At 48.9% G+C, this 25239-nt stretch carries 26 protein-coding genes; 23 read left to right on the forward strand and 3 right to left on the reverse strand.

Going from position 1 to position 25239, the window contains the following annotated elements; genetic code table 11:
• Positions 1–25: 25 nt before the first annotated feature.
• Entirely contained in the window at positions 26–1474 is a 1449-nt protein-coding gene (locus tag HWI92_RS25090) for an arginine deiminase family protein (protein WP_204660144.1), read from the reverse strand.
• Positions 1475–1740: 266 nt separating this feature from the next.
• Here HWI92_RS25090 and sufC point away from each other — a divergent pair, with 266 nt between their 5' ends.
• The 8 genes from sufC to HWI92_RS25130 all read left to right on the forward strand — a co-directional run bounded on the left by sufC (position 1741) and on the right by HWI92_RS25130 (position 8124).
• A complete protein-coding gene (gene sufC, locus HWI92_RS25095) occupies positions 1741–2499 on the forward strand; it encodes a Fe-S cluster assembly ATPase SufC (protein WP_204660145.1) in 759 nt (252 codons plus the stop codon).
• A 60-nt stretch (positions 2500–2559) separates the two neighbouring features.
• Complete coding sequence (gene sufD, locus HWI92_RS25100; RefSeq protein WP_204660146.1) at positions 2560–3879, forward strand: Fe-S cluster assembly protein SufD; 1320 nt, start codon at positions 2560–2562, stop codon at positions 3877–3879.
• Positions 3880–3969: 90 nt separating this feature from the next.
• Positions 3970–5196 (forward strand): cysteine desulfurase, encoded by a 1227-nt coding sequence (locus tag HWI92_RS25105; RefSeq protein WP_204660147.1) that lies wholly within the window; start codon positions 3970–3972, stop codon positions 5194–5196.
• A gap of 43 nt (positions 5197–5239) precedes the next feature.
• Complete coding sequence (locus HWI92_RS25110; RefSeq protein ID WP_204660148.1) at positions 5240–5620, forward strand: DUF5618 family protein; 381 nt, start codon at positions 5240–5242, stop codon at positions 5618–5620.
• Positions 5621–5633: 13 nt separating this feature from the next.
• Positions 5634–6065 (forward strand): SufE family protein, encoded by a 432-nt coding sequence (locus HWI92_RS25115; protein WP_204660149.1) that lies wholly within the window; start codon positions 5634–5636, stop codon positions 6063–6065.
• A gap of 24 nt (positions 6066–6089) precedes the next feature.
• Positions 6090–6401, forward strand: a complete 312-nt coding sequence (locus HWI92_RS25120; RefSeq protein WP_204660150.1) for an SUF system Fe-S cluster assembly protein — start codon at positions 6090–6092, stop codon at positions 6399–6401.
• 96 nt (positions 6402–6497) lie between these two features.
• The gene (locus HWI92_RS25125) at positions 6498–6926 is read left to right on the forward strand and encodes a BrxA/BrxB family bacilliredoxin (RefSeq protein ID WP_204660151.1); all 429 of its coding nucleotides are present in this window, start codon (positions 6498–6500) and stop codon (positions 6924–6926) included.
• Positions 6927–7011: 85 nt separating this feature from the next.
• On the forward strand, positions 7012–8124 hold the full coding sequence (locus HWI92_RS25130) for a vWA domain-containing protein (protein WP_204660152.1): 1113 nt from the start codon (positions 7012–7014) through the stop codon (positions 8122–8124).
• A 1-nt stretch (position 8125) separates the two neighbouring features.
• On the opposite strand, the gene HWI92_RS25135 is transcribed toward HWI92_RS25130, so the two are convergent.
• Both HWI92_RS25135 and HWI92_RS25140 read right to left on the reverse strand, forming a co-directional pair.
• A complete protein-coding gene (locus tag HWI92_RS25135; protein ID WP_204660153.1) occupies positions 8126–10606 on the reverse strand; it encodes a PIG-L family deacetylase in 2481 nt (826 codons plus the stop codon).
• 22 nt (positions 10607–10628) lie between these two features.
• Positions 10629–11252: a 4'-phosphopantetheinyl transferase family protein gene (locus tag HWI92_RS25140; RefSeq protein WP_204660154.1), complete on the reverse strand. Its 624-nt coding sequence runs from the start codon at positions 11250–11252 to the stop codon at positions 10629–10631.
• A gap of 33 nt (positions 11253–11285) precedes the next feature.
• On the opposite strand from HWI92_RS25140, the gene HWI92_RS25145 reads away from it, so the two are divergent.
• The 15 genes from HWI92_RS25145 to HWI92_RS25215 all read left to right on the forward strand — a co-directional run bounded on the left by HWI92_RS25145 (position 11286) and on the right by HWI92_RS25215 (position 25157).
• On the forward strand, positions 11286–12959 hold the full coding sequence (locus HWI92_RS25145) for a C45 family autoproteolytic acyltransferase/hydrolase (protein ID WP_204660155.1): 1674 nt from the start codon (positions 11286–11288) through the stop codon (positions 12957–12959).
• A gap of 18 nt (positions 12960–12977) precedes the next feature.
• Entirely contained in the window at positions 12978–14237 is a 1260-nt protein-coding gene (gene flxY / locus HWI92_RS25150) for a flexirubin biosynthesis putative acyl-CoA ligase FlxY (RefSeq protein WP_204660156.1), read from the forward strand.
• 34 nt (positions 14238–14271) lie between these two features.
• A complete protein-coding gene (locus HWI92_RS25155) occupies positions 14272–14886 on the forward strand; it encodes a hypothetical protein (RefSeq protein WP_204660157.1) in 615 nt (204 codons plus the stop codon).
• Between the two features lie 65 nt (positions 14887–14951).
• Positions 14952–15581, forward strand: a complete 630-nt coding sequence (locus tag HWI92_RS25160; RefSeq protein ID WP_204660158.1) for a hypothetical protein — start codon at positions 14952–14954, stop codon at positions 15579–15581.
• Between the two features lie 162 nt (positions 15582–15743).
• Complete coding sequence (locus HWI92_RS25165; RefSeq protein ID WP_229248624.1) at positions 15744–16442, forward strand: YdcF family protein; 699 nt, start codon at positions 15744–15746, stop codon at positions 16440–16442.
• Positions 16439–17497 carry a methyltransferase gene (locus tag HWI92_RS25170; RefSeq protein ID WP_204660159.1) on the forward strand — a complete coding sequence of 353 codons (1059 nt, stop codon included), beginning with the start codon at positions 16439–16441 and terminating at the stop codon, positions 17495–17497. Before HWI92_RS25165 ends, HWI92_RS25170 begins: the two co-directional genes overlap by 4 nt.
• Before the next feature lie 46 nt (positions 17498–17543).
• Positions 17544–18020, forward strand: coding sequence for a hypothetical protein (locus HWI92_RS25175; protein ID WP_229248626.1), 477 nt, complete (start codon positions 17544–17546; stop codon positions 18018–18020).
• 21 nt (positions 18021–18041) lie between these two features.
• Positions 18042–18953: a hypothetical protein gene (locus HWI92_RS25180; RefSeq protein WP_204660161.1), complete on the forward strand. Its 912-nt coding sequence runs from the start codon at positions 18042–18044 to the stop codon at positions 18951–18953.
• Positions 18953–20095: a dialkylresorcinol biosynthesis protein DarB gene (darB, locus tag HWI92_RS25185; protein ID WP_204660162.1), complete on the forward strand. Its 1143-nt coding sequence runs from the start codon at positions 18953–18955 to the stop codon at positions 20093–20095. Before HWI92_RS25180 ends, darB begins: the two co-directional genes overlap by 1 nt.
• A gap of 40 nt (positions 20096–20135) precedes the next feature.
• Complete coding sequence (gene DarG, locus HWI92_RS25190; RefSeq protein ID WP_204660163.1) at positions 20136–20543, forward strand: flexirubin biosynthesis protein DarG; 408 nt, start codon at positions 20136–20138, stop codon at positions 20541–20543.
• Positions 20540–21571 carry a BtrH-related acyltransferase DarH gene (gene darH / locus HWI92_RS25195; protein ID WP_204660164.1) on the forward strand — a complete coding sequence of 344 codons (1032 nt, stop codon included), beginning with the start codon at positions 20540–20542 and terminating at the stop codon, positions 21569–21571. The genes DarG and darH overlap by 4 nt, the downstream gene beginning before the upstream one ends.
• 14 nt (positions 21572–21585) lie before the next feature.
• On the forward strand, positions 21586–22335 hold the full coding sequence (locus HWI92_RS25200; RefSeq protein WP_204660165.1) for an ABC transporter ATP-binding protein: 750 nt from the start codon (positions 21586–21588) through the stop codon (positions 22333–22335).
• 1 nt (position 22336) lies between these two features.
• Positions 22337–23614 carry an ABC transporter permease gene (locus HWI92_RS25205; RefSeq protein ID WP_204660166.1) on the forward strand — a complete coding sequence of 426 codons (1278 nt, stop codon included), beginning with the start codon at positions 22337–22339 and terminating at the stop codon, positions 23612–23614.
• A gap of 65 nt (positions 23615–23679) precedes the next feature.
• Entirely contained in the window at positions 23680–23946 is a 267-nt protein-coding gene (locus HWI92_RS25210; protein WP_204660167.1) for a phosphopantetheine-binding protein, read from the forward strand.
• Positions 23947–23948: 2 nt separating this feature from the next.
• Positions 23949–25157 (forward strand): beta-ketoacyl-[acyl-carrier-protein] synthase family protein, encoded by a 1209-nt coding sequence (locus tag HWI92_RS25215; RefSeq protein ID WP_204660168.1) that lies wholly within the window; start codon positions 23949–23951, stop codon positions 25155–25157.
• Positions 25158–25239 lie beyond the last annotated feature (82 nt).

Below are 25239 nucleotides of genomic sequence, written 5' to 3' on the forward strand. Positions count from 1 at the left end.
TCACCGAAATATGGCGATTACAATATTATAAATCACGCAAAATAGGCATGCTCATGCAATGTGAGCCGCCTCTTGCCCTCGACAGCTCGGCCGAAGGCAGGGTAATGAATGTGTCTGTAAGGGTATCAGGCGAAAGGGTTCCAAGCTCGAACTCATCCAGTAAGTCGGCGGCGCTGATGATGCGGAATCCCTTTTTCCGGAAAGCATTAATGGTCCGGTCATTGCGGTCATACCCGATCACCACACCTTCCTGCAGGGCCAGGAGGTTGCAGGAGTCTGTCCATTGTTCACGTTCGCCAAACGGAAATTCATTGTCGCCCGAATAAATGAATTGCACGGGACTTGTTACCCCCAGGTCATGCACGCTGATTTCGGTCAGGAGGTCTTCCAGGTTGTCGATTTCCCGCGGACTTTGTTCCCGGCCCTTCTCAAACTGTATGATCCTGAATTCGGCAGCCGTGTTTTGCGGAGAGAAAAAGTGCAGGAGGTCTTTTTGCCTCGATTCGTCGCCGAGCCTTGCCAGTGAGCCCAGCAGTACCCAGGTATCTTTTTTAACCTGAGTAAAAATGGTATCGATATGCATGTAGTCCCGCTTCTTGGGGATTTTAACAATCGTGATCTTGGTGACAACCTCTTTATCAAACAAAATCTGCATGACCTGCTGCGCAGCATACAGGGAGGTGCGCTCACTGCACCCGATCATCAGGTGGTGGGGTGCGACCATCATTACGTCCCCGCCTTCAAGGGTACAGCGGTTCAGGTCACTGGCTTTTTCATCATCTGCAAGCAGGAAATGCCGCTCGTTTTCGGGTATCTCTATGATATTTTCCCTCGCATGCGCGAACATCGGGTGGTAAAAAAAGATAAACTGGGCCAGGATCGTTTCCCGCGTCCGGGCGTTTTTGGCAGGCTTGTTGAGCAGGATATGATCATTGATCACAATGCCGATATCGCGCATGAAGATCAGGTTGGGCAGGGGCGCGAAGAGCATTTTTTTATCAGAATAATAACCTGAAATAAACACGCTGGCAAGCTCGTGCGCATCGCAGGTATTGAGCTCTTCCTGCAAATGAAAGGATGTACGTTCAATTCCGCATATCGCTGCCGTGAGCTTGGTGCGCACACCGGAGTCCAGCAGGATCTCGCCCAGCAGCTTCTGCATGTCTACCACCTTGTCCGAATCAAAGTAGCCTGGCGTACCGGGAATGTAAAAGCCCCTCGTGGCGTCGCTGTCGATCTGCCTGATCCTGCCGCGCACCTTTTCAGGGTCAAGAAAGTAGAGCAGGAGCTTCACATAATAGTCGTACTCCTTCCGCCGCATGGTATCCAGGTGCACAATATCTTCAAAGAGCCAGTCCTGCGCTTTGCTCGGTATTACCTTCCCCAGGCCACGGTCAGGACTATGGATCAGGAGCCTTCTGAGTTTGCCGGTTTCGGAGGAAACATGTATAGGGTTATTATGAAAAGAATTCATGCTTGCAGTTAGGTTGAAGTCTGTTACAGGGAGTGCAAAGTAAAAGCTTTGGCATCATAAAAAACCGCGCGTGCACCGGACTGTATTTCAGATGGGTAAATACATGATAAATATCAGCTTTCGGGGAACATCCGGTCATTGAAAAAGGTTGTAGAATAAGGGCAGTGCGGCATCAGGCGGCTGCTGGTCAATTTTCTTTTACGCTCAAAGCGTGTTACTTTTGCGGTAAAATTACCACGAACTATATTATAAGTATAAAATCGGTTATGCTCTCTATAAACGAATTACGTGCCTCAGTAGAAGGTAAGGAGATATTAAAAGGCATCAATCTGGAAGTAAAGCCAGGCGAGGTCCACGCGATCATGGGCCCGAATGGTTCCGGCAAAAGTACGCTGGCTTCGGTGCTTGCAGGGCGGGAGGAGTATGAGGTTACCGGAGGAACTGTAGTATTTGATGGAAAAGAGATTCTTGACATGGCTCCCGAAGAAAGGGCTGCTGAGGGGATCTTTCTGGCATTCCAGTATCCTGTTGAAATTCCCGGCGTGACCACGATCAACTTCCTGAAAACGGCTGTTAACGAAATTCGCAAATATAAAGGCGAAAACCCGCTGGATGCTGCGCAGTTCCTGAAAATGGTACGCGAAAAGGCCAAGCTGGTAAGCATGAATGACTCTTTGCTAAAACGTGCCCTGAACGAAGGTTTTTCGGGTGGTGAGAAAAAGAGAAATGAAATTTTTCAGATGGCAGTACTGGAACCCAAGCTTGCTATTCTGGATGAGACGGACTCCGGCCTCGATATCGATGCGCTGCGTATTGTAGCGGAAGGTGTTAATTCATTGCGCTCCCCGGATCGGGCGGCGATTGTGGTAACACACTACCAGCGACTGCTGGATTACATCGTGCCTGATTTTGTACACGTACTTTATAAAGGAAGGATCGTGAAGTCGGGCTCCAAAGAGCTGGCCTTCGAACTGGAAGAAAAAGGGTACGACTGGATCAAGGCAGAAGTGGAAGCTGTCGGTTAAGAAACGGAAAACGGGCAATGCCCTCAGGAGGTTCTTGACAACACATTTTTTACAGACTCAATGAGTAACGAAACCATAGATTTAAAAACCCGGCTGATCTCTGATTTTTATGCCCGCGAATCGGTCATGAATGGAGAGGCAACGTCGGCTTTTCACCAGAAAAAACGCCTTGCCCTCGCCAGGTTTGAGGAGCAAGGTTTTCCTTCCGTCAGGAATGAAGAATGGAAATACAGTAATGTAAAGGACCTGATCAGCGCTTCTTACAATTTCAACCTCGAAAGCAGCATCGGTCAGGCTGAGCTGGAAGACCTTAAAATACCTGCTCACGAGGCAAATATCCTGTATTTTGTAAACGGGCAGTATGCTCCCGAGCTTTCCCAGCTGGTATCGTCATCGGATCAGGTAGTGATTGATTCACTGCAGAATGCATACAAGAAAAATCCGCAGCTGGTCAATTCGTTTTTCAACGAACTTACAAAAGACGATACGGACTCCTTTACTGCATTAAATACTGCTTTTGCGCAGGATGGTGTGTTTATCCATGTGCCCGACGATCAGGTTGTGCCGCAGCCGGTAATCCTTCGTTTTATCAGCGATGCGCGTTCGCAGAATGTAGGCAGCCAGCCTCGCAACATCATCGCCGTAGGACGAAATGCACAGGTAAAGGTTGCTGAGGCATACAGGACTTTGGGTGCTGAGCGCAGCTTTATCAACACGGTAACTGAGATCCACGTGGGCGAAGATGCCATAGTGGAGTATTATAAAGTGCAGAATGAAAGTGAAAGTGCCTACCATGTGGGTACTACCCAGGTGCGCATGCTGGACCGGTCCCATTTTTATTCGGGTACGGTGTCACTCAATGGTAAGTTTATCAGGAACAACCTGAACATAGTCCTGGATGGTGAGTACTGCGATGCACACATGTATGGGCTGTACTTTCCCGATGGTACCCAGCATATCGATAATCATACGATTGCCGACCACCGGAAACCGAACTCGGAGAGCAATGAGCTGTACAAAGGCATTCTGCGGGATAAAAGCAAAGGCGTGTTTAACGGAAAGATCTTTGTTCGTCCGGATGCACAGAAGACCAATGCATTTCAGTCGTGCAAGAACATTGTGCTGTCACCCGAGGCAACAATGAACACCAAGCCGCAGCTTGAAATTTTTGCGGATGATGTAAAATGCTCGCATGGTACTACGACCGGTCAGATAGACGAAGAGGCGTTGTTTTACATGCGTTCGAGGGGCATTTCGCAAAAAGAAGCTATGTCGCTCCTGATGTATGCATTTTGTGCTGATGTTGTTTCGCAAATCAAAATAGATTCTATCCGCGAGTATCTGGAAGGTGTAATTGCTGAAAAGCTGACTACCAAGTAGGCCCGCCGCATTTATCCAGTACGAATTTTATAATCGTGCCCAACCTGCAAAATCTTTGGGGTTGGGCTTTTTTCTTAAATCAAGATTCAAATGAGTACTTCCCTGAATATTGCTGCCATCCGTCATGACTTTCCCATTTTGAATGAAATGGTGAATGGAAAACAGCTGGTTTATTTTGATAACGCGGCTACTACCCAAAAACCGCGGCTTGTACTGGATGCGATTTCGGGATATTATGAGCATTACAATGCCAACATTCACCGCGGCATCCATCATCTCGCCGAAAAAGCGACTTCCGCATTTGAGCTGTCTCGCAAGCGGTTGCAGGCTTTTCTGAACGCACCTTCTCCGGAAGAGGTCATTTTCACGTACGGTACTACCGACGGGATCAACCTGGTTGCGCAGACGTACGGCCGCAGGTTCCTGAAAGAAGGCGATGAAGTGATCATTTCCACCATGGAGCACCATTCCAATATTGTTCCCTGGCAAATGCTTTGTGAGGAAAATGGCTGCATCCTGAAAGTTATCCCGATCAATGAAGAAGGCGAGCTGCTGATGGACGAGTACGAAAAGCTTTTGACAGAGCGGACCAAGCTGGTGTCTGTCGTGCATGTTTCGAATACATTGGGCACGATCAATCCGGTAAAGGAAATCATCAGCAAAGCGCATGCAGCAGGGGCCAAAGTACTGCTGGATGGAGCACAGGCCAGTTCACACCTTGGAATTGATGTTCAGGATCTGGATTGTGACTTTTATGCATTGTCGCTGCACAAGATTTATGGTCCTACGGGTATGGGGATTTTGTTTGGAAAAAGAGAGCTGCTTGATGCCATGCCGCCTTACCGGGGTGGGGGAGAGATGATCAAGGAAGTGACATTTGAAAAAACGACCTACAATGAGCTTCCCTACAAATTTGAGGCAGGCACACCCAATATCGCGGATGTAGTGGCAGCCAAGTATGCGCTGGACTACGTAGACCAGCTGGGCAAACCCGCTATTGCTGCCTATGAAAATGAATTGCGGAAATATGCGACAGAGGCTGTTCAGGAGATTGGCGGGTTGCGGATTGTAGGACAGGCAAAAGAGAAAGTCAGTGTACTTTCGTTTGTGATTGATGGCATTCACCACCAGGACATCGGTGTGCTGCTCGACCAGCAGGGGATCGCTGTGCGTACCGGGCACCATTGTACGCAGCCGCTGATGAACCGCTTCAATATCACCGGAACCACACGGGCCTCATTTGCTGTTTACAACACAATTGACGAAATTGATTTGTTCATCCAGGGTCTGCATAAGGTGAAGCGCATGCTTGGATAGTATTGCTCAAAAAAGTTTTTTCAAACTAAACTATATACACATAATGAACGACACAGTACAGGAAGCAAGGAGGTATCTGAGCAATGCGAAAGAGATATTGTCTGAGAAAGCCAGGAAAGAAGGTAATTACTATCAGGATATTAAGTACGTCAAGCTTGCGGGCCATGCGGCTTATTCGGGAGTACTCGTTGCATTGGACGGTATACTTGGAAAAAAGCACGGCAGAAAAAGTGTAGAATGGTACCAGGTACAACTTGGTAAAATTGATAAAAAAGCATTAACTGCCTTTAATTCCGTTTACAAGATCCTGCATTTATCAATGGCTTACGATGGTATTGAGCTTGCAAGTGTATCAAAGGATGGATTAAAACAGGCAGAAGCATTGATAGCGTGGGCCGAGAATCGGACGCCCGCGGCAGCGTAACCGAAATTTAACAATGACCATAAACGAGATTCAGGACGAACTAATTTCAGATTTTGAATTGTTTGATGATTGGGAAAGCAAGTACGAGTACATCATTGATCTCGGAAAGCAGCTCCCGGCCTTGGACGAACAATACAAGACGGACGAAAATATTATTAAAGGCTGCCAGTCTAGGGTATGGTTGCATGCTCATATGGACGGCGAGCTGCTGAAATTTGAGGCAGACAGTGATGCGATTATTGTGCGTGGACTGGTAAGTATGCTCGTCAAAGTGCTTTCGGAGCATACGCCCGAAGAGATCATGCATGCAGACCTGTACTTTATGGAACGCATCGGCCTTCATCAACATCTGGCACAAACGCGGTCCAACGGGCTGGCGTCCATGGTGAAACAAATGAAAGCTTATAGTGTTGCCTACCAGGCCAAATCAGCGAGTATCGGATAGTCAGAAACTCCAAAAAGCAAGAAAATGTCTGAATCGGAATTAAAAGAAGAAGTTGTAAAAGCAATCAAAACGGTCTACGATCCGGAAATTCCCGTAGACGTGTACGAACTTGGACTGATCTACGATCTGAAGGTATTCCCGGTTAACAACGTATTTGTCTCCATGACCCTTACGTCACCTTCATGCCCGTCTGCCGGAACATTGCCGGGTGAGGTTGAACAAAAAATCAGGGAAGTGGAAGGGGTTAATGATGTAAGTGTTGAGCTTACTTTTGATCCTCCCTACACCACCGAGATGATGTCCGAAGAGGCTAAGCTGGAACTGGGATTTATGTGAGAGGGCCTCTGGCTTTCTATGAAGGATATTGCCGGCAACAGAAAGCCGACGGCCGACAGCCGAAGTAAATAGTATAACCATAAAATTTTTAAAAAGATGTATCCACCGCAATTAGTGGCCCCCATGAAAGCCGAGCTGACCAACGCTGGTTTTCAGGATTTGACAAGTGCTGAAGAAGTCGACAACTTCATGCAAAATACCAAAGGAACTGCGCTTGTCGTGATCAATTCGGTATGTGGCTGTGCCGCTGGTGCTGCCCGTCCGGGTGTAAGAACTGCCTTGTCACGCAGCGAAGTGAAGCCTGATCATCTTGCAACTGTTTTTGCAGGAGCCGATGTGGAAGCAACAGCGAGAATGCGCGAGTATACGCTTCCTTATCCTCCTTCTTCACCGGCAGTAGCGCTTTTCAAAGATGGCGAGCTGATCCATTTTGTAGAGCGCCATCACATTGAAGGACGCTCGGCAGAAATGATCGCTCAGCATTTGCAAATGGCATTTGAAGAGTTCTGCGCAGCAGAAGCGTAATTTCTTTAAACCTGATGCGGCTACTTTCTCGAAATTACCTGAAAGTAGCCGCATTCTTTTTATATGATCCTTATACCCGATAACCATGCGCGGTCACCTTTTTTCTGAATTCATTCCACCTGAACAAAGTCCAAACAACAAGTTTGAACAGCTTCTGGATATATTTCAACAACTGCTGCTCATGACGTCCGGAGACGTAAGTGAAGCAATGTCGTGGCTGAGCGAGCTCGACAGGCAGTATAACCTGACCAATGATTCCTACGGCATCGGTGACTTTTTTGATGACCTTAAAAAGAAGGGATACATCACGGAGGAGCGGCAGGAAGATGGCAGCAATGCGATTGTAATGACGCCCAAGTCTGAAAAAAGTATCCGCCGCAGTGCATTGGAGGAGATCTTTGGAAAGTTGAAACGGTCCAACTCCGGCGGAAACCACCATACACCGCATATGGGTACAGGCGATGAGCTCAGCAGCGATATCCGCCAGTTTCAGTTTGGCGATACACTGGACCAGATTGCCATGACCGAGTCGATCAAGAATGCACAGGTGAACCATGGTATCGGTGATTTTCTGTTAATGGAAAATGACCTGGAAGTAGTGGAGCGGGAGCAAAAGACCACTACCGCCACCGTTGTGATGATCGACATCAGCCACTCCATGGTGCTTTACGGAGAGGACAGGATTACTCCGGCCAAAAAAGTAGCCCTGGCCCTGGCCGAGCTCATCCGCACCAAATATCCCAAGGACTCGCTGGATATCATTGTTTTTGGAAATGATGCCTGGCAAATCCAGCTGAAAGATCTTCCATACCTGGAAGTGGGGCCGTACCATACCAATACCGTAGCCGGGCTGGAACTGGCAATGGACCTGCTGCGCCGCAAGAAAAACCGTAACAAGCAGATTTTCATGATCACGGATGGTAAGCCTACCTGTCTGAAAGAAGGATTAAGGTATTATAAAAACAGCTTCGGTCTTGATAGAAAAATAATCAATAAAACACTGACCCTGGCTGCACAGTGCCGGCGCCTGGACATTCCGGTAACAACGTTCATGATCGCCACGGATCCTTACCTGAAACAATTCGTGCAAAACTTCACGCAGGTCAATAATGGCCGTGCGTATTATAGCAACTTGCAGGGACTGGGCGGTTTTGTGCTGGAAGATTTTCAGCGTAACCGGCGCAAGAACGTCAAGTAGGTTATTTTGCTTTCCCCGCCGAAATCAGGTTGGCGAACAGCCTGTATGCACCGGTAACCCCGGCCGGAAGTTCCCGGAAAAATGAAAGCCCGGTGAAGATGTAGTGTCCCTTGCCATACTGGCAATAAAGCAGGCTGCCGTCTTTCGGGCTTTCATTTTTATCATTCATAGACAAAGGTGCCTGGTAATGCGCCTTGTCCCAATTCTCTGCAAAGTACAAGCCCCGTTCCTGGATCCAGCCCGTAAAATCCTTTTCAGTGATACGATTCGGAAAGTTCAGCAGGGAATGATCAGGGAGTAAAAACCGCGCTTCGGCATTTTCCTCAGCCACGCGGTCCCGGCCGATGTTCATGGCAAAGGGCCCTACCTGGTTCACCTTCATGCCGCCGGGCACGTTGTACTGAACAATCATGGTTCCCCCATTTTTGACATATTCCATCAGCTTGTCCTGGTAGTTCGCCAGTCTTTCCCAAGTATTATAGGCACGTACCCCCAGTATAATAGCCTCGTAGTCGGCCAGGTCGCCAGCCAGCGCTGCTTCGCCCAGCATGGTGACGTCGCAATTCATCTGCCGTAGAGCCGCAGGAACTTCATCGCCTGCCCCGGCAATATACCCGATCTTTTTTACGGCTGTTTTTACATCCAAACGTGCAATCCTTGCTTCTGCCGGAGGGAAAATAGTTTGGGTGGGAATGTGCCGGTGCGCAATTGTTTTGATAGACTGATAATAATCTTTTCCATCTACCCGGGTCGCCACTTTCAGTGTGGCCTCATCGGATGCGGCAGGTGGCGTCACTTTGAAATAGAAATACTGGTCGTGGTATTTTTCCGGAATATCGAAATCAGCTGACGCAGGTTCCGACTTCCATCCCGTAGGAAGATCGAGCCGTACAGTTCCGACGGTACGGGTTTTCTGTGCCTGGACAATTACCGTCACGGTCTTCGGATTTTGATCCGGGAATATGAATACGGGCTCCGTCAGGGTAGCAGTTACGGGAGGTCTTATTTCAAATGGACGGTAAATTTCACCTTCTGCGGGATCGGTAGACTTGTAAATCCAGGCACGATCAAAAGTCAGCGTTTGCCCGCCGATTTCAAACGTAAACCGGGTGATAGTCTCGGGTCTGTTTTCAGGAAAGCCGATGTCCTGCTGACTGCCGATATCAAACATACCCCTGGTAATAGGCTTTTTAAGCCAGTAAGGCTGACTTACTGCAATGGTTTCTGGCAGTTTGGGTTGCAAAGCTGCGGTGAACATGGTATTAGGTGCCAGTACTGCATTAATCACTGAGTCAGCTTCAGCGCCTGTCCAATGCAATGCTTTCAGCCTGACAGGATAGTCGGAGCGCTTAACTACCGAAATACGGACTGGCGTCACCATCCCCGGCACGGAGGAAAAGTCTGTCGGATTGGTCTCAAACCATAGGCCGGCACATTGCAGGATCAGATCCTGTACTTCACTTTTTTTGGTTTTTACATAAATATCGGTAGTGTCCAGGCGGGCAAGTTCCTGATTGATTTTAAGTAAGATATCCATTGAAGCTTCCGGCTTCTGAACATTGTAGGTACTGATTGCCTGGCTCACCAGCCCCTGTACTTTGGCAGATCCTTTAACCCTTTTCCAGGTCATATCTACATCGTCAAAAAGACTCTGGCGTGCTGCGGTGCCCATTTTATGTAAAAAGTAATCCTTACGCTCGCCCCGCACAGGCGCCGTACCAAAAGCCTGGCTCTTGTGCTGGCTGCGGCTCTCGGCCGCAATTTCAGGGTACGATTTCCCGAGTACGGCATTGTATCCGCCGATTTCAACACCTAAAAAAGAAGCTTTTTCGTCGGCAGGGGGCTGATTGGTGAAACCAGGCGTATAGGTATTCCATACGAGTCTCCTGGCTTGCCAGGGTTTTACAAATTTCAGCTGGTCAGCGTAAGACTTAGGATCAGCAGCCAATGAAAATGCCTTTTCAGCCAGGTAGGCCGAGGTTTGATGATGGCCGTGCCCGGCGCGGGGGTCAGGCGGAAATCGTGTAATAATTACATCCGGCCTGAACTTGCGGATCATCCACACTACATCTCCCAGTACTTTATCCTCATCCCAGAAGTTCAGTGTCTCTTCCCGGGTTTTGGAAAAACCAAAGTCATAGGCCCTTGAAAAAAATTGCTGCGCGCCATCGGTCCGCCGGGCACCCAGCAGCTCCTGCGTCCTGATCACCCCGATATTGTACCCCTGCTCTGAGCCGATCAGGTTTTGTCCGCCGTCACCTCTGGTCAGTGAAAGGTAGCCGGTACGCACCAGCTGATCCTTCGACAGGTAGGCGAGCATGAGCGTATTTTCATCGTCGGGGTGTGCGGCCAGGTACAATACCGAGCCGAGCACATTCAGTTTTTTTATGTTCTGGTAAATTTCGCCGGATGGTAGTGAAGGTGTTTGCGCAGCCAGCGACAGCGAAATGCATTGCAGGAGGATTATAAAGCTTTTCTTCATAGTGAAGCTATAAATGGATAGGTCAGCAGGTCCAGGTAAGTACGTAATCATCAAAGTTCTCAAAAGCCATTCTGACGGTTTGAGGCTCCTTTTTCAAGATAGAAACCTCAATTTCTTCTTTTTGGTTGCTTTCAAAACGGGAGGTCACTATATGTTTTTTCAGGTCGAGCTCCGGATCGCCGGCATACTTGAATGCAGCTTCCTTTGCCGACCAGATGAGATGGAGCAGCAGGTTATCGTCCATATTCACCCATTGTTGTTCCGTCTCATGTAAAAAGTAGTCGGATCCTTTGGCAATCGACGGCTTCATCTTTTGAATGTCGGTGCCCACATCCCGCTTACGGCTGACGTAAATACAGGCATACTCCCCGGAATGTGACAGCGATACCGCATAATCAGATCGTTCGAGGTGCGGTTTCCGGTTTTCATCGTGAACAATGTGCATGGCGCCTCCGGTCATCGCTTTCAGCAAAGCCCGGCAGGACGTCCATTCCAGCTTACGCAGGTCGGTTCGTTTTTCGTTCAGCTGCTGCTGCTCACTTTCGGTAAGGTCGAGTGCCGCGGCCAGCTGCTGCCAGCTTTCAGTCATTTTCCAGAGGCCGAGGTACGTTTCTTCCGAGATCGTTTTGATAGAACTAACGGGCATTATGCTTAATTTTGATGTCCAACTGCCTGACCAATGTGGCTTAAAAGAGCAAAAAAAATTCTCAGATTCACGGGTATCTTCCTTTTCATTGCCGGCATTTTGTTTGGCCTTTTTATATGGCGGATCAGCGTGCCGGCACCGGAACTTGAAAGTACTAAATCCATTAACAGTTACAAACGGGTTCAGCTCGGCCCGGACCATTTTGCAATAGGCAATAACTGGCTGAAAAAAAACCAATATGGGATCTGGGAAATGTACCTGGAAGGCGCTCCCTATGAGCGGGGCCTTATATATGGATTGCTGGCCAGGGAGTTAATGGAAAAACAGGAGGTGCATTTCGTAGCGCAGATCAACGAAATGATCCCGAGTAAAATGTTCCTTCAAGTGCTGAAAGGTTTTGTCGGATGGTTTAACCGCGACATTTATAAATACATACCTACCGAAAATCAGCAGGAAATTTATGGGGTCGCACAGTCATTTTCAGACAAATTCAACTACATAGGTCCCAAATATTACCGCATTCTCAATTACCACGCCGCCCACGATATCGGGCACGCGCTCTCGGACCTGAATATGGTCGGCTGCACCTCCTTTGCGGTTAATGGGCCGTACTCGGCCGATTCATCCTTACTGATCGCCCGTAACTTCGACTTTTATATGGGTGATGCTTTTGCAGAAGATAAGCTTATCGTATTTATGAAGCCCGACAGTGGTTACAGCTTTGCATCCTACGCCTGGGCAGGACTTACGGGGGTAGTTTCGGGTATGAATGAAAAAGGGATCACTGTGACGCTCAATGCATCCAAATCCGATATTCCCTATGCAGCAAAAGAGCCCATATCGCTGCTTGCACGGGAAATCCTGCAATACGCCGGTACGCTGGAAGAAGCCCGGAAAATCGCCGCCCGGAGCGAAACCTTTGTCTCCGAATCGCTGCTGATCGGCTCAGCAGCCGACAACAAGGCCGCGCTCATTGAGAAGTCGCCCCAGAAAATGGATCTTTTTGAATCGGGGGAAGATTACCTTGTATGTGCCAACCATTACCAGGGGCAGGCATTTGTGAAGGATTCCGTTAACATCAACAACATTCGCGATACGGATTCCAAGGCGCGGTTCGACAGGATGAACCAGCTGATTGCGCGCTCTTACCCGGTCGATTTTCAGGAGGCAGCGGGTATTTTACGGGATAAAAAAACAGTCGATGATAAGTTTATAGGCTATGGAAATTCCAGTTCGCTCAATCAGCTGATCGCACATCACGGGGTTTTGTTTAAACCATCTAAAAGAGAATTCTGGATCTCGACGCCGCCTTACCAGCTGGGCGCATTTATCTGCTACGATTTGAACCTGGTTTTTGGATCAGGCGGACATTTTTCAGCAGTAGATTCATTGAAGATTAATGAGGATCCATTTCTCAACTCAGCAGATTACCGGAAATTCGAGGCTTTTAAAAAGACGCGGCAGAAGATTACCCGGTATGTAATGCTGGACATTCCTTTTGAGCTCTCTGCCGCGGCTGAGCGTACATTTATCACCAACAATCCTGAGAGCTTTGTTACTTACCTCGCCCTGGGCGATTATTATCAAAAAAACAAGAACTACAACAAAGCAGTGAGCTACTACCGGCAGTCGCTCCGTCGCAATGTGGCTTCCCGGCAGGAAGAGCAGGCGATCCGTGAGAAAATCCGCGACTGTCAGAAGCAATAATCCGCTCAGCATTCAGCCATGAAAATGAACGATCCTGATTTTCAACATGCTGCCTTACAGCAACTGATGACGCATGTGGCTGCAAATTCAGCCTACTATCAGCGTCTTTTTCAAGAAAACAACATAGATCCGGAATCCATTGTCACTCCGGCTGATCTTCGCCGGCTTCCTTTTACAACCAAAGACGACCTGGCGGGCTTTAACGATGATTTTCTTTGTGTTCCCAAAAGTAAGGTAGCCGACTTTGTGACTACCTCGGGCACATTAAGCGATCCGGTGGCTTTTTACCTGACAGACGCAGATGTGGAGCGGCTTGCATTGAACGAGTCGGAGTCGTTCCGGTGCGCGGGCGGATCGGAAAGCGATATTTACCAGCTCATGACCACCATCGACCGCCGCTTCATGGCGGGGCTTGCTTACTGGGTAGGGGCACGCAGGCTGGGCGCAGGGATGATCCGCGTGGGGCCAGGCGCGCCTTTTCTACAATGGGAGTCGATCCGGCGCTTTTCGCCTACGGTATTGATCGCGATTCCTTCTTTTATTCCCAGGCTGATAGACTATGCGGAGGCAAACGGAATTGATTACCGGGCGTCGGGGGTGAAGTCGGTGATCTGCATTGGTGAGCCGATCCGTAATCCTGATTTTTCGCTCAATGCATTGGGCCGGCGCATCACTTCCCAGTGGGATGTAAAGTTATATTCTACCTATGCCTCTACCGAAATGGGCGCGGCATTTACGGAATGTACCGAAGGAAAGGGCGGCCACCTGAATCCCGATCTGCTGATACTGGAAGTGGTGGACGAAGACGGAAGCGCCGTGGGGGAAGGCGAGCTCGGCGAGGTAGTGGTAACTACATTGGGCGTGGAAGGAATGCCGCTCCTGCGGTACCGCACGGGCGACCTTTGCCATGTATATTATCAACCGTGCGCATGCGGCAGGACGAGTCCGCGCCTCGGGCCGGTTGTAGGCCGCAAGCAGCAGATGATCAAGTTCAAAGGGACGACCATTTTTCCACCCGCTTTGTTTGACGTGCTCGATATGGTGAAGGAAATAGAGCTGTACCAGGTGGTGATATCCAGGAATGAGTACGGGAATGACGAGATTACCATATTGCTGCCTATTCACCTGCAAACGCCTGTTTTCAGGGAAATGCTGCATTCATTATTCAAGTCGCGCCTGCGCGTGACGCCGGCTCTGGACTTCATAACCGCTGAAGAACTCTCGTTCAGAATCCACAAGCAGGAAAAACGCAAACCTGAGAAATTGATCTATATTTGAAGCCTCTATAACCATAAAAATAAAATAAGAAAAGATGAAAAAGTGGATTCTGGCTGCTGTTTTTGCGGTGGCTGTATTGGACAACGTAAGTGTTTTTGCTCAAAGAGTTGATCTGAGATCCGGTGACCTGGCGGTACTTTCGGGACAAAAAACGGTGAATGTGGAGTACGACTATTCGGAGTTCGGAGTAGGGAAATTTGCTACCGAAAAAGAATATGTTGACAAGAAAACGGCCGAGTATAATGCCAAAGAAGCCGGCAGGGGAGATACCTGGCAAAAGTCCTGGGTGGATGACCGCAAAGCCCGGTTCGAGCCCAAGTTTGAAGAACTTTTTAACAAGGGAGCAGAGGATAAAGGAATCACCATGCTGCAATCCCGTCCTGATGCTCAGTACACCTTTATTGTACGTACAAAATTTGTTGAGCCGGGTTTCAATGTAGGTGTAATGCGGAAAAATGCATACGTTGACTATGAGATCGACCTGGTGGAATCGGCCAATAAATCCAACAAAGTAGCTGAAATTGCGATGCGGAACGTGCCGGGCGCCCAGGCTTTCGGAATGGATTTCGATACCGGTCAGCGCATTGCGGAGTCCTACGCCAAGGCTGGCAAGTCACTCGCTGCTTTTATTGATAAAAAGCTTAAATGATTGTTTTTGCATGGCGCAGATTGTTGCAGCCATGCATTTTCTTTTTAACTCAACTATTTCCGATCATGAAAAAGATTCTCTTGCTTATCGTCCTTCTTGCGGCCGCGGGCCAGTCTGATGCGGCTACCATGGCTGACCTTTTTTCAGGCAAAACAAAGCTTGTCTTCCTCGGACTTGATTTTACCCAGGCCAAATACATCGGAAGGGCAGGCTTCAATGATCCGTCCGCGATCGAAAACCAGTACATCGACAGCTGGAATAACCTCCTGGAAATCGAACCCAAGAAGTTTTCTCTTCAGAAAGCATTCAACCTGAGAGACGAGCAGTACAAAACCAGGGTGGAAGACATGCTCAAACACAACAGGTCTGTAAAAGTGGCTGAAAACATTACCAACGACAGTTACAGTATCACCGAAGATCAGGTGAAAAAATCAGTAGCGAAATACAGCTTGAGTGAAAAAGAAGGCATTGGTATCGTGTATGTTGTTGAAAGCCTGAGCAAAACGGCCGAGCGGATGACCGCCTGGGTTACCTTCGTGGATCTTGCGACCAAAAAGGTACTCTACACGGAAAAGGTGGAGGGCAAAGCGGGTGGCTTCGGGTTCCGTAACTATTGGGCCGGTGGAGTTTACAAGATTAATAATGCGATTGATGCAAAGCTTTACAAAAAATGGAGCAGGGAATTTGGCGCGTAGGTGCAGGAATTCTATAATTTTAAAGTAAATCTAATTACCGGTACCATACCAAATTGCGTAAGCTGTGATATGTTTGTCATCAAGGCAAATGGATCACAGCTTGCTGTTTTAGACCGACTTATTGTTGTGCGTATACGATCGTTGATTTTTTCTGTCTTGCTGATGTTCCTGTGTTCGGGATGCGGCAGACTGCTTTACCGCTCAGCTGCGAAGGCATATAGCAAAGACCTGAAAAACCAGCCTTACGATGCGATCATTGTGCCCGGCTTTCCCTTTAATGGTGAAAAATGGGATATGATCCTGCAAATGCGCATTCACTGGGCGCACTACCTGTACGCCAAAGGTTATACCAAAAACATCATTTTTTCTGGGGGCGCCGTGGCAACTCCCTATATCGAAAGCCGCGTGATGGCTGCTTATGCGCATGCACTTGGCATTCCCCGTGAGCACCTGTTTACCGAAGAAAAAGCCCAGCATAGTGTTGAAAACGTATATTACTCCTACCGGCTTGCGAAGGATTCGGGCTTTTCCAAAATTGCACTCGCTACGGATCCGATCCAGAACAGCTATATGCGCAAATTTATCAAAAAAAACGGGCTGCCCATTGCGCTGCTTCCCACGGTGATCGATACGCTTAAAGTGATGAACCTGTACGAGCCGCGGGTTGATTTTAAGCCGTATATGCAGGCAGGTTTTGTCAAATTGTCGGACACCGAAGGTTTTTTCAAGCGGTTCCGGGGCACCATGGGCCAGCATATTGTCTGGTATGAAGAAGATCTGAAAAAGAAAAAATACCGGCGGAAATACAAAGCGCGGACCGTTCCCTCCGAAAACAGCAGGAACCTTAAACAAGCAGAATGAAAAAGAAAATGTCGGCGGTTGAAGCCAAGTATGAAGCTCAGAAGATTGCATTCGGACCCATGTTTTTCCAGGCCGTAGTTGCGCTCCGTGAATTGGGGATCCTGAAATTCATATCAAACCACCGCACGGGAGTTTCTGCCGAAGATATCGTTTCAGCGCTGGGCGTATCCGAATATGGTGTAAACCTGCTGCTGGAAGCCGCCGAAGCAATGGGTGTTGTAGAAACTGAGGACGGTTTGTTCAGGATCACCAAAGTAGGTTTTTTCCTGATAAAAGATGAAATGACCCGCGTCAACATCAACTTCATGAATGATGTATGCTACCTGGGTGCCAGGCACATGACCGACAGTATTGTCCGGGAAAGGCCCGAAGGATTACAGGAATTTGGCGGATGGCCGACGATTTATGAAGGATTATCCGCTCTGCCCGCCCCGGCCAAAAAGTCCTGGTTTGAATTTGATCATTATTACTCCGACACTGCCTTTCCAGAGGCATTGAAAGTTGTTTTTCGTAAAAAACCAAAAAAGCTTTTTGACGTAGGCGGTAACACCGGCAAGTGGTCTTTTGCCTGCTGCGCCTATGATCCTGATGTAGAAGTTACGATCCTCGACCTGCCCGCACAGCTGAAAGTAGCCCTGGCAAATACCGAAGAAAGGGGCCTGAGTAATCGCATAAGTTTTCACCCGATTAACCTTCTAGACGATGCTCAGCAGATTCCGCAGGGCGCCGATGTGATCTGGATGAGTCAATTTCTGGATTGTTTTTCCAAAAATGAGATCGTTCGGATACTTGAAAATGCCTGCCAGGCAGCATCAGCAAATACAACCCTCTACATTCTGGAACCATTTGTCGATAACCAGAATTACCCTGCTGCACATTACAGTCTGGTAGCTACGTCCATGTACTTCACCGTCATGGCCAATGGAAACAGTAAGATGTACCAGATTGAGGAAATGAAAAAGCTGGTTGCACAGGCGGGATTTGATGTGGTACAAACTTACCCACTCATCGGCGACAGCTACCATACCATTTTGGAATGCGTAAAAAAAGGCTGAAATACGTATTCAGTTTTCCGGTAAACCTAAATTCCCGACTATGAGAATGCCCGCATTGATTTGTCTTGCACTTTTATTCACCTTTGCCGCGTCGGCATTCAGGCCGGTTGACAAGCAGGCCTTCTACAAGGTACTGGAAGCCGGAGACGAAAGCCGGATCGATGAGATGGTGGCTGAACTGGAAAAGGAAAGTTCCTCCGCTACGGTCAAAGCCTACATGGGTGCTTTAATCATGAAAAAAGCAGGATTTGTGAAGGGAGCAAGCGCCAAGGTTAAGACGTTTAAAAAGGGCGCTCAGCTGCTCGAAGATGAAATCAAAAATAATCCCGGAAATACAGAATACCGTTTTTTGCGGCTGACAATACAGGAGCACGCGCCGGGCATTCTCAAATACAACAAGCAACTGGAGGAAGACAAAGCGGCTGTCGTAAAAGGTTACTCAGGACTCGAACCGGCGCTGAAAACAATTATCAGGGACTATGCCCGGGATTCGAGGGTGTTGAAAAAAGAAGATTTGAAATAATTAACGGATGTGGGGATATAAATGAAAAAGATCCTAGTTGTCAGTTACTCGCAGTCGGGACAGCTCACTGAAATTCTCGACCGGTTTACTTCCCCATTCGATCCTGCATTGGTTGAGCACGTCAAAATAACGCCCCGGGAACCGTTTCCTTTTCCGTGGACTACGGATGAGTTTTTCGACAAGATGCCCGAATGTGTTGAGGAACAAGCCATTGAGCTGGAACCTGTACAGTTTTCATCATTCCGGTACGAACTGATTGTTTTTGGTTATCAGCCCTGGTTCCTGTCGCCCTCACTGCCCGCCACTTCCCTGCTGCAAAGTCCCGCGTTTAAGATGTTACTGTCGGGTACCCCGGTGGTAACCGTTATCGGTGGACGTAACATGTGGCTCAACTCGCAGGAAAGTATTAAAAAGTACATAGCAGATGCCGGCGGGCGCCTTGTAGCCAACATTCCGTTTATGGACCGCACCACCAACCTTGTCAGTGCGGTGACGATCCTGCACTGGATGCTGACCGGCCGCAAGGACCGCAAGTGGAATATTTTTCCGTATCCCGGTGTCAGCAGGGAGGATATTTCAAATGGGGCCAGGTTCGGGAAGATCGTTAGAGAGGCCTTTGACAATGACGATTACTGGCATCTTCAGCAAAACATACTGGCGCTCGGACTAATCCATATTCCTACGGACATCCTGTTTATAGAGCAGAGAGCCAAAAAGTTGTTCCGGATCTGGGCAGGTTTGATCCGGAAAAAAGGCACTACACCTGTCAGGCGCAGGAGGCTGGTGACTGCTTTCAAGTACTACCTGCTGGTAGCGCTGTTCATCGTCGCGCCTGTGGTAGTAACTATATACCGGCTGCTGATCGCCCCGTTTTTCCGGCGTGCGATTAAGAAGAAAAAAGAATATTTTTGCGGTGTAGAAACCAAACCATAATGTCAGAAGCATACATTACCAGAATTGCCAAGTTTTTGCCAAATGAACCCGTTTCTAATTATGAAATGGAGGAGTACCTGGGCTACATCAACGGAAAACCTTCGAAATCAAAAGCCATAGTATTAAGAAACAACGGGATCAAAAAGCGTTATTATGCGCAGCTTAAAGACGGTACCGTTACACACACCAATGCGGATATGGCTGCCCGGGCGGTAGCTGAGCTTTTTAAAAATGAGCCCGATGCAATCAGTACTGTGGACCTGCTTAGCTGTGCCACTTCCAGCCCCGACCAGATCATGCCGTCACATGGTGTGATGGTACACGGTCACCTTCCCGGTATTCCCTCGGTGGAAGTAGTGTCGCCCTCAGGCGTATGCTGCGCCGGAATGCATGCTTTCAAGTATGCCTATATGTCCGTAAAGCTGGGCGAAAAAACCAGAGCCGTAGCCTGCGCGTCGGAGCGGCTGTCGCCGGTACTGCGCGCTGATCGTTTTGAGGATGAGGTACAGCAGCTTGCAAGACTGGAACAGAATCCGTACCTGGCTTTCGAAAAAGACTTTTTGCGCTGGATGCTTTCGGATGGGGCCGGAGCGTTTCTGGTGGAGCCGGAGCCCAATGCCAGCGGCATTTCATTGCATATTGATTGGATAGAGGCATTTTCGTATGCGAATGAGGAGCAGGCGTGCATGTACATGGGTGCCGAGAAGCTCGCAGACGGTACCCTCAAAAGCTACAAGGATTATACTGCCACGGAAGTGCAGGAACTCTCCATATTAAGTATCAAGCAGGACGTGAAGCTATTGGGTGAAAAAATCGTTAATTTGGGTTTTGTCAAACTGGCAGAAATCATGCGGCGGAGGAAGCTTAGCGTGGATGATATCCAGTATTTTCTTCCGCACCTGTCAAGCTATTTTTTTGAAAAGAAAATTGACGAGGCACTTACCAGTAATGGTATGGGGATACCTAAGGAAAAGTGGTATACAAACCTGGCAACAACCGGGAATATAGGAGCTGCCTCTATTTATACCATGCTCGAAGAGGTTTTCAACAGCGGCACTTTGAAAAAAGGAGAAAGAATACTGCTTGCCGTACCCGAAAGCTCGCGATTTTCGTACGTATTCTGCATGCTTACTGTCTGCTGATATTACGGAGGTATTGATCACACTCAACTTTCTCTGACCAATGAAAAAAGAAGACCTGCCCCAGGATCCCGGCGCACTGGCCAAGTTTACCAGGGAAGTATGCTATGTAAAAAATGGTGACGGCAAGTACGAAACAGCATTGAGTGTAGGATGGGACATTAAAAAGCAGGCCCTGGATAGTGCCTGGGACGAGGTGAACCAGCGCGTGGAGGATGCGCGCCAGGCCGTACTCGCCGGAGAAAAAAGCCCCATTCATTATTTTATGGAACTGCGGCTTATGGACATTCCGGTACTGGCAGGGTACACGGGATTCTTTCCATTTTTTATTAAACGACACCTGAAACCGGCTGTGTTTGCGTCGCTGAGCGAGCGGAAGCTGGAAAAATACGCGCGCGCCTTCGATATCCCGGTCAGTGAGCTCAAAAACTTTAAAACATCAAACCCGTGAACACATACACTCAGACGGATGCGTTCCGGCACGTTCAGACTGCGCACTGCGAGAATGGCGTAACAACTGCATTGCTGCGCTACCACGGCCTTGATTTTATGTCCGAGCCACTGGCTTTTGGAATGGGGTCGGGGTTGTTTTATATACAAATACCGTTTATGACGGTCAATAACGGACCGGCAATATCCTTCCGTACCATGCCGGGGGCCATTTTTAAAAGAACCTGCAAGGCACTGGGCGTAGCAGTTACGCGCAAAAAATTCAGCAGCCAGCAGGCTGCCGAGGCTTTTCTCGACCAGAAAGTAAAGGACGGAGTGCCGGTAGGCTGCCAGGTAGGAGTGTTTCACCTTACTTATTTTCCAAAAGAATACCGCTTTCATTTCAATGCCCATAATCTGATCGTGTTCGGCCGCGAAGACGACCACTACCTCATCAGCGATCCGGTGATGGAAGATGTAGCCTCGCTGTCGCGGGAGGAGCTGACACGCGTACGCTTTGCACAGGGGCCGCTGGCGCCCAAAGGACATATTTATTTTCCCGAAAATGTAAAGCCGGTTACCGATGAGATGATCCGTAAGGGTATAGCGACCGGTATCCGCCGGAATGTACGCGACATGATCCGCATTCCCGGCAACTTCGCAGGCGTCAATGGTATCCGGCATACATCCGGCCACATTCGGAAGTGGCGCGACAAGCTGGGGCTGAAAAAAGCCGGTCTCTACCTGGGGCAGATCGTGCGGATGCAGGAGGAAATCGGCACGGGTGGGGGAGGTTTCCGCTTTTTATACGGAGCTTTCCTGGAAGAGGCAGCGGGATACATGCAGGATGACCGGCTGGCTGTGATTTCGGAGGATTTTACCAGATCCGGAGATATGTGGCGCGCCGCAGCCATCAAAATGGCCGGTGTGTACAAAGGAAGGCTGACGGAGCAAAAAGATTTTGATGAGATTGCAGATATGCTCCTGGATATTCGCCTGATAGAAAAAGACGCTTTTCAAAAGCTTTCCCGCCTGAACCTGGGAAAGTGAGAATTCAATAATTTATGGCCGATCCGGTATGCATTGCGATAGAGGACGTCAGCAAACGTTATGCCTCCGCACAGGAGAACAGTCTGTCGGATATTTCCCTCAACATTAGCAAGTCGGATGTTTATGGCCTGCTCGGACCCAATGGAGCCGGCAAAACCAGCCTTATTTCCATTCTTTGCGGCATCATACCACCAACTTCCGGAGAAGTCACCTATTACCTGGACGGGCAGGCAGTCAGTAATCGTGCGCGCAAGCAGCTGATCGGTTTTGTCCCGCAGGAATATGCATTTTACCAGGAGCTGACGCCGCGTCAGAACCTTGACTATTTTGGCGCTTTGTATAACATGCCTTCCGGCAAATTGCGGGAAAGACGTGAACATTTGCTGGAAGTACTTGGGCTCGGCAAGGCAGCCGACCGGAAGGTAGGTACTTTTTCGGGAGGCATGAAGCGGCGGGTCAATCTGGCGATCGGTATTATACATGAACCACAAATTCTCTTCCTGGACGAACCTACCGTAGGTGTGGATGTACAAAGCCGCAATGCAATCATCCGCTATCTGGAATTGCTGAACGAGCAGGGTACTACCATTATTTACACCTCACACCATTTGTCGGAAGCCGAGGCTTTTTGCCGGCATATTGCGCTGATTGATCATGGAAAGGTTATTGCAGAGGGGGCAATGGAAAATCTGAAAGCCGTTCATCAAGTACCCAGTCTGCACGATTTGTTTATTAAGCTGACAGGGGAGGAATACCGGGACTGATATGTTTAAGCTGTTTGCATCTTTACGAAAAGAGTTTTTGCTGCTGGTCAATGATAAAACCGGCCTTGCATTGATGTTCCTGATGCCTTTGCTGCTGGTTTTCATTATTACGATCATCCAGGACAGCGCGTATAAAATGGTGAACGAGAACCAGATCCCGATCCTGATTGTAAACCGGGACCAGGGAGGCGAGGGAGAGCACCTGATCCGGGTACTGCGCGAGTCGGGTTTGTTTAAAATAGAAAAAGGTACGTCGCTTGAACGTGATGCACTTAAAAGTGAGCTGCTTTCAAGCGGTAAAATGATCGCGCTTTTTATTCCGCCTGCCTTCACCGCCGGGCTGGAAAGCAATGCTGAAAGCGTCAGCAATATTTTAATGGACGATCTCGGGCTGGAATACGATGCTGCAAAGTCAGACAGCCTGCCTATGCCCACACTTTCCTTCTTCAACGATCCGGTTTTACAGGAAAATTACAGCTATTCTGTGATGGGCATTGTGCAGTCGTACATGAGCGTAATTGAAAATTCCCTGATGATCGACAGGATGTACAGCAGGATGGATATTGGGGCTAAGTCGGAAAAGCTAAAACAGAAAATGCTGTCCAGCCGCGTCAGGATCGAGCAGGTTATTGCCAGCGACAGCCAGGCCACTGCTGTACCCAACTCGACCCAGCACAATGTACCCGCCTGGACCATATTTGCCATGTTTTTTATGGTTACGTCACTGGGCAGCAACATTGTCAAAGAGCGGGTTAGCGGCAGCTTCCTGCGGCTGAAAACCATGCCGACCTCTTTTATGCTGGTGATGTTCAGCAAAATGGGCGTGTATGTGATTGTGGCGATCATGCAGGTGGCACTTACATTTTCAATGGGCATCTGGATATTGCCGCAGCTCGGTTTGCCGCAGCTGACCATCCCCGGCAATTTTCCTGCCTTCGCGGCGGTGGTTTTTTTGAGCAGCATGTCGGCGGTGAGCTATGCATTGATGATCGGTACCATTGCCCGCACGGAGGAGCAGGCGAATGGTTTTGGCGCCATTTCAATTATTATTTTCGGAGCGATCGGTGGAATACTGGTACCTACATTTGTTATGCCCGGCTTCATGCAGTTTGCAAGTAACTTCTCACCCCTGCACTGGTGCCTGGAAGGCTTCTACGTGCTTTTTCTTAAAGGAGGAAGCTGGTATCAGCTGCGCTATGTGATCGCATTTTTAGGAGTATTCATCCTGATTTGCCAACTTAGTACCTATTTCAGGCTTAAACTTGAAAAAATAATCTGACCGGGCCGGTACAGGAGCGTTTTGCCCGGAAGCCGGCCGGATCCGGCATTGATCAAATGATAGACATGGACGTAACAAGCTTAAAACCGATCCTCAAAGAACAAATCGTACAATACCTCAACCTGCTTGACATCAACCCTCAGGATATTAAAGATGATGAGCCGCTTTTTGGGGGAGACCTGGGCCTCGACTCCATTGATTCGCTCGAACTTGTCGTGCTGCTGGAAAGAGAATATGGCATCAAAATCAAGAATCCTGCCGAGGGACGCAAAATACTGGTGGATGTGAACCACGTAGCCGAGTACATACTCGCGCATACCAAGCCTGCCTGAACATGAAAAAAAGGGTGCTGGTTACCGGTATGGGCATTATTTCAGCCGCAGGCGACAACCTGACCGAAAACTTTGACAGTTTGCACCAGGCCAGGACAGGCATCGGAAAAGCAGTGCACTTCCGGTCCAGGTATGCGGACCAGTTACCTTTCGGTGAATGCAGGCCGGGAAATGAAATGCTGAAAGCATGGCTCGGCTTGGAGCAAAGCCGGGGTTATACCCGCACCTGTCTGCTGGCATCGGCTGCATTTGAGGAAGCCGTGCGGCATGCGGGACTTGCTCCGGAGCTCATCAGCTCGCCCGATACTGCTTTTATATCTGCAAGTACCGTAGGTGGCATGTGCCTTACCGACCAGCTTTACCACGATGCCAACCTCCGCTCCGAAGGTTCCGAGTACCTGGAAGCTTATGGCGCCGCTGCCCATACCATGCGGCTTATTGAGCGCTACCGCATCACTGGTTTTACCGATACCGTTAATACCGCCTGCTCTTCTTCTGCCAATGCAATCCTTTTGGGCGCCAGGCTTATTGCTTCGGGCCGTGCGAGGAGAGCGATTGTGGGCGGTGTGGATAGTCTTGCAAAATATACGGTCAATGGTTTTAATGCATTAAAAATCCTCTCGGAAGAACCCTGCAAGCCTTTCGACGAGTTCCGCGACGGGCTTAACCTGGGCGAGGGAGCGGCATACCTGGTGCTCGAAGCGGAAGAAGATGCCGCGTCTAAAACAACCTATGCGGAAATCTGCGGTTATGGTAACTCCAATGACGCTTTTCATCCTTCGGCCATGTCTGCGGAAGGTACCGGGGCAATCCTGTCCATGCAGCAGGCTGTACGCACTGCCGGGATCGGGTTTGACGAGGTAAGCTACGTGAATGCACACGGTACTGGCACGCCCAACAACGATGAGGTAGAACTGTTTGCATTGAAAAGCGTTTTTGAAAAAGTCCCGCCATTCTCTTCCACCAAGTCCTACACAGGGCATACGCTGGGAGCAGCAGGTGCTGTGGAAGCCATTTTCAGCATTCTGAGCATTATGCATTCCAAACTGTTTCCATGCCTGCACCTTACCCGGCCAATCCATGAAGCGCCACAGCCTGTTGCTGTACTTACCAGCGGCGTGGCTGTTAATTATGTGCTTTCCAACTCATTCGGGTTTGGCGGCAATTGTACTTCTCTCCTCATCGGAAGGGTGCAGCAGCCGGTTGCCTGATACTGGTACCGTAATCTTTAAGCCTGCATTTAGTTTATTTCAGTGTTTTCACATCCGGGCTTGGAGATCGGGGTGCGAGGTA

It is taken from the genome of Dyadobacter sandarakinus (assembly GCF_016894445.1).
Taxonomy (GTDB): Bacteria; Bacteroidota; Bacteroidia; order Cytophagales; family Spirosomataceae; genus Dyadobacter; species Dyadobacter sandarakinus.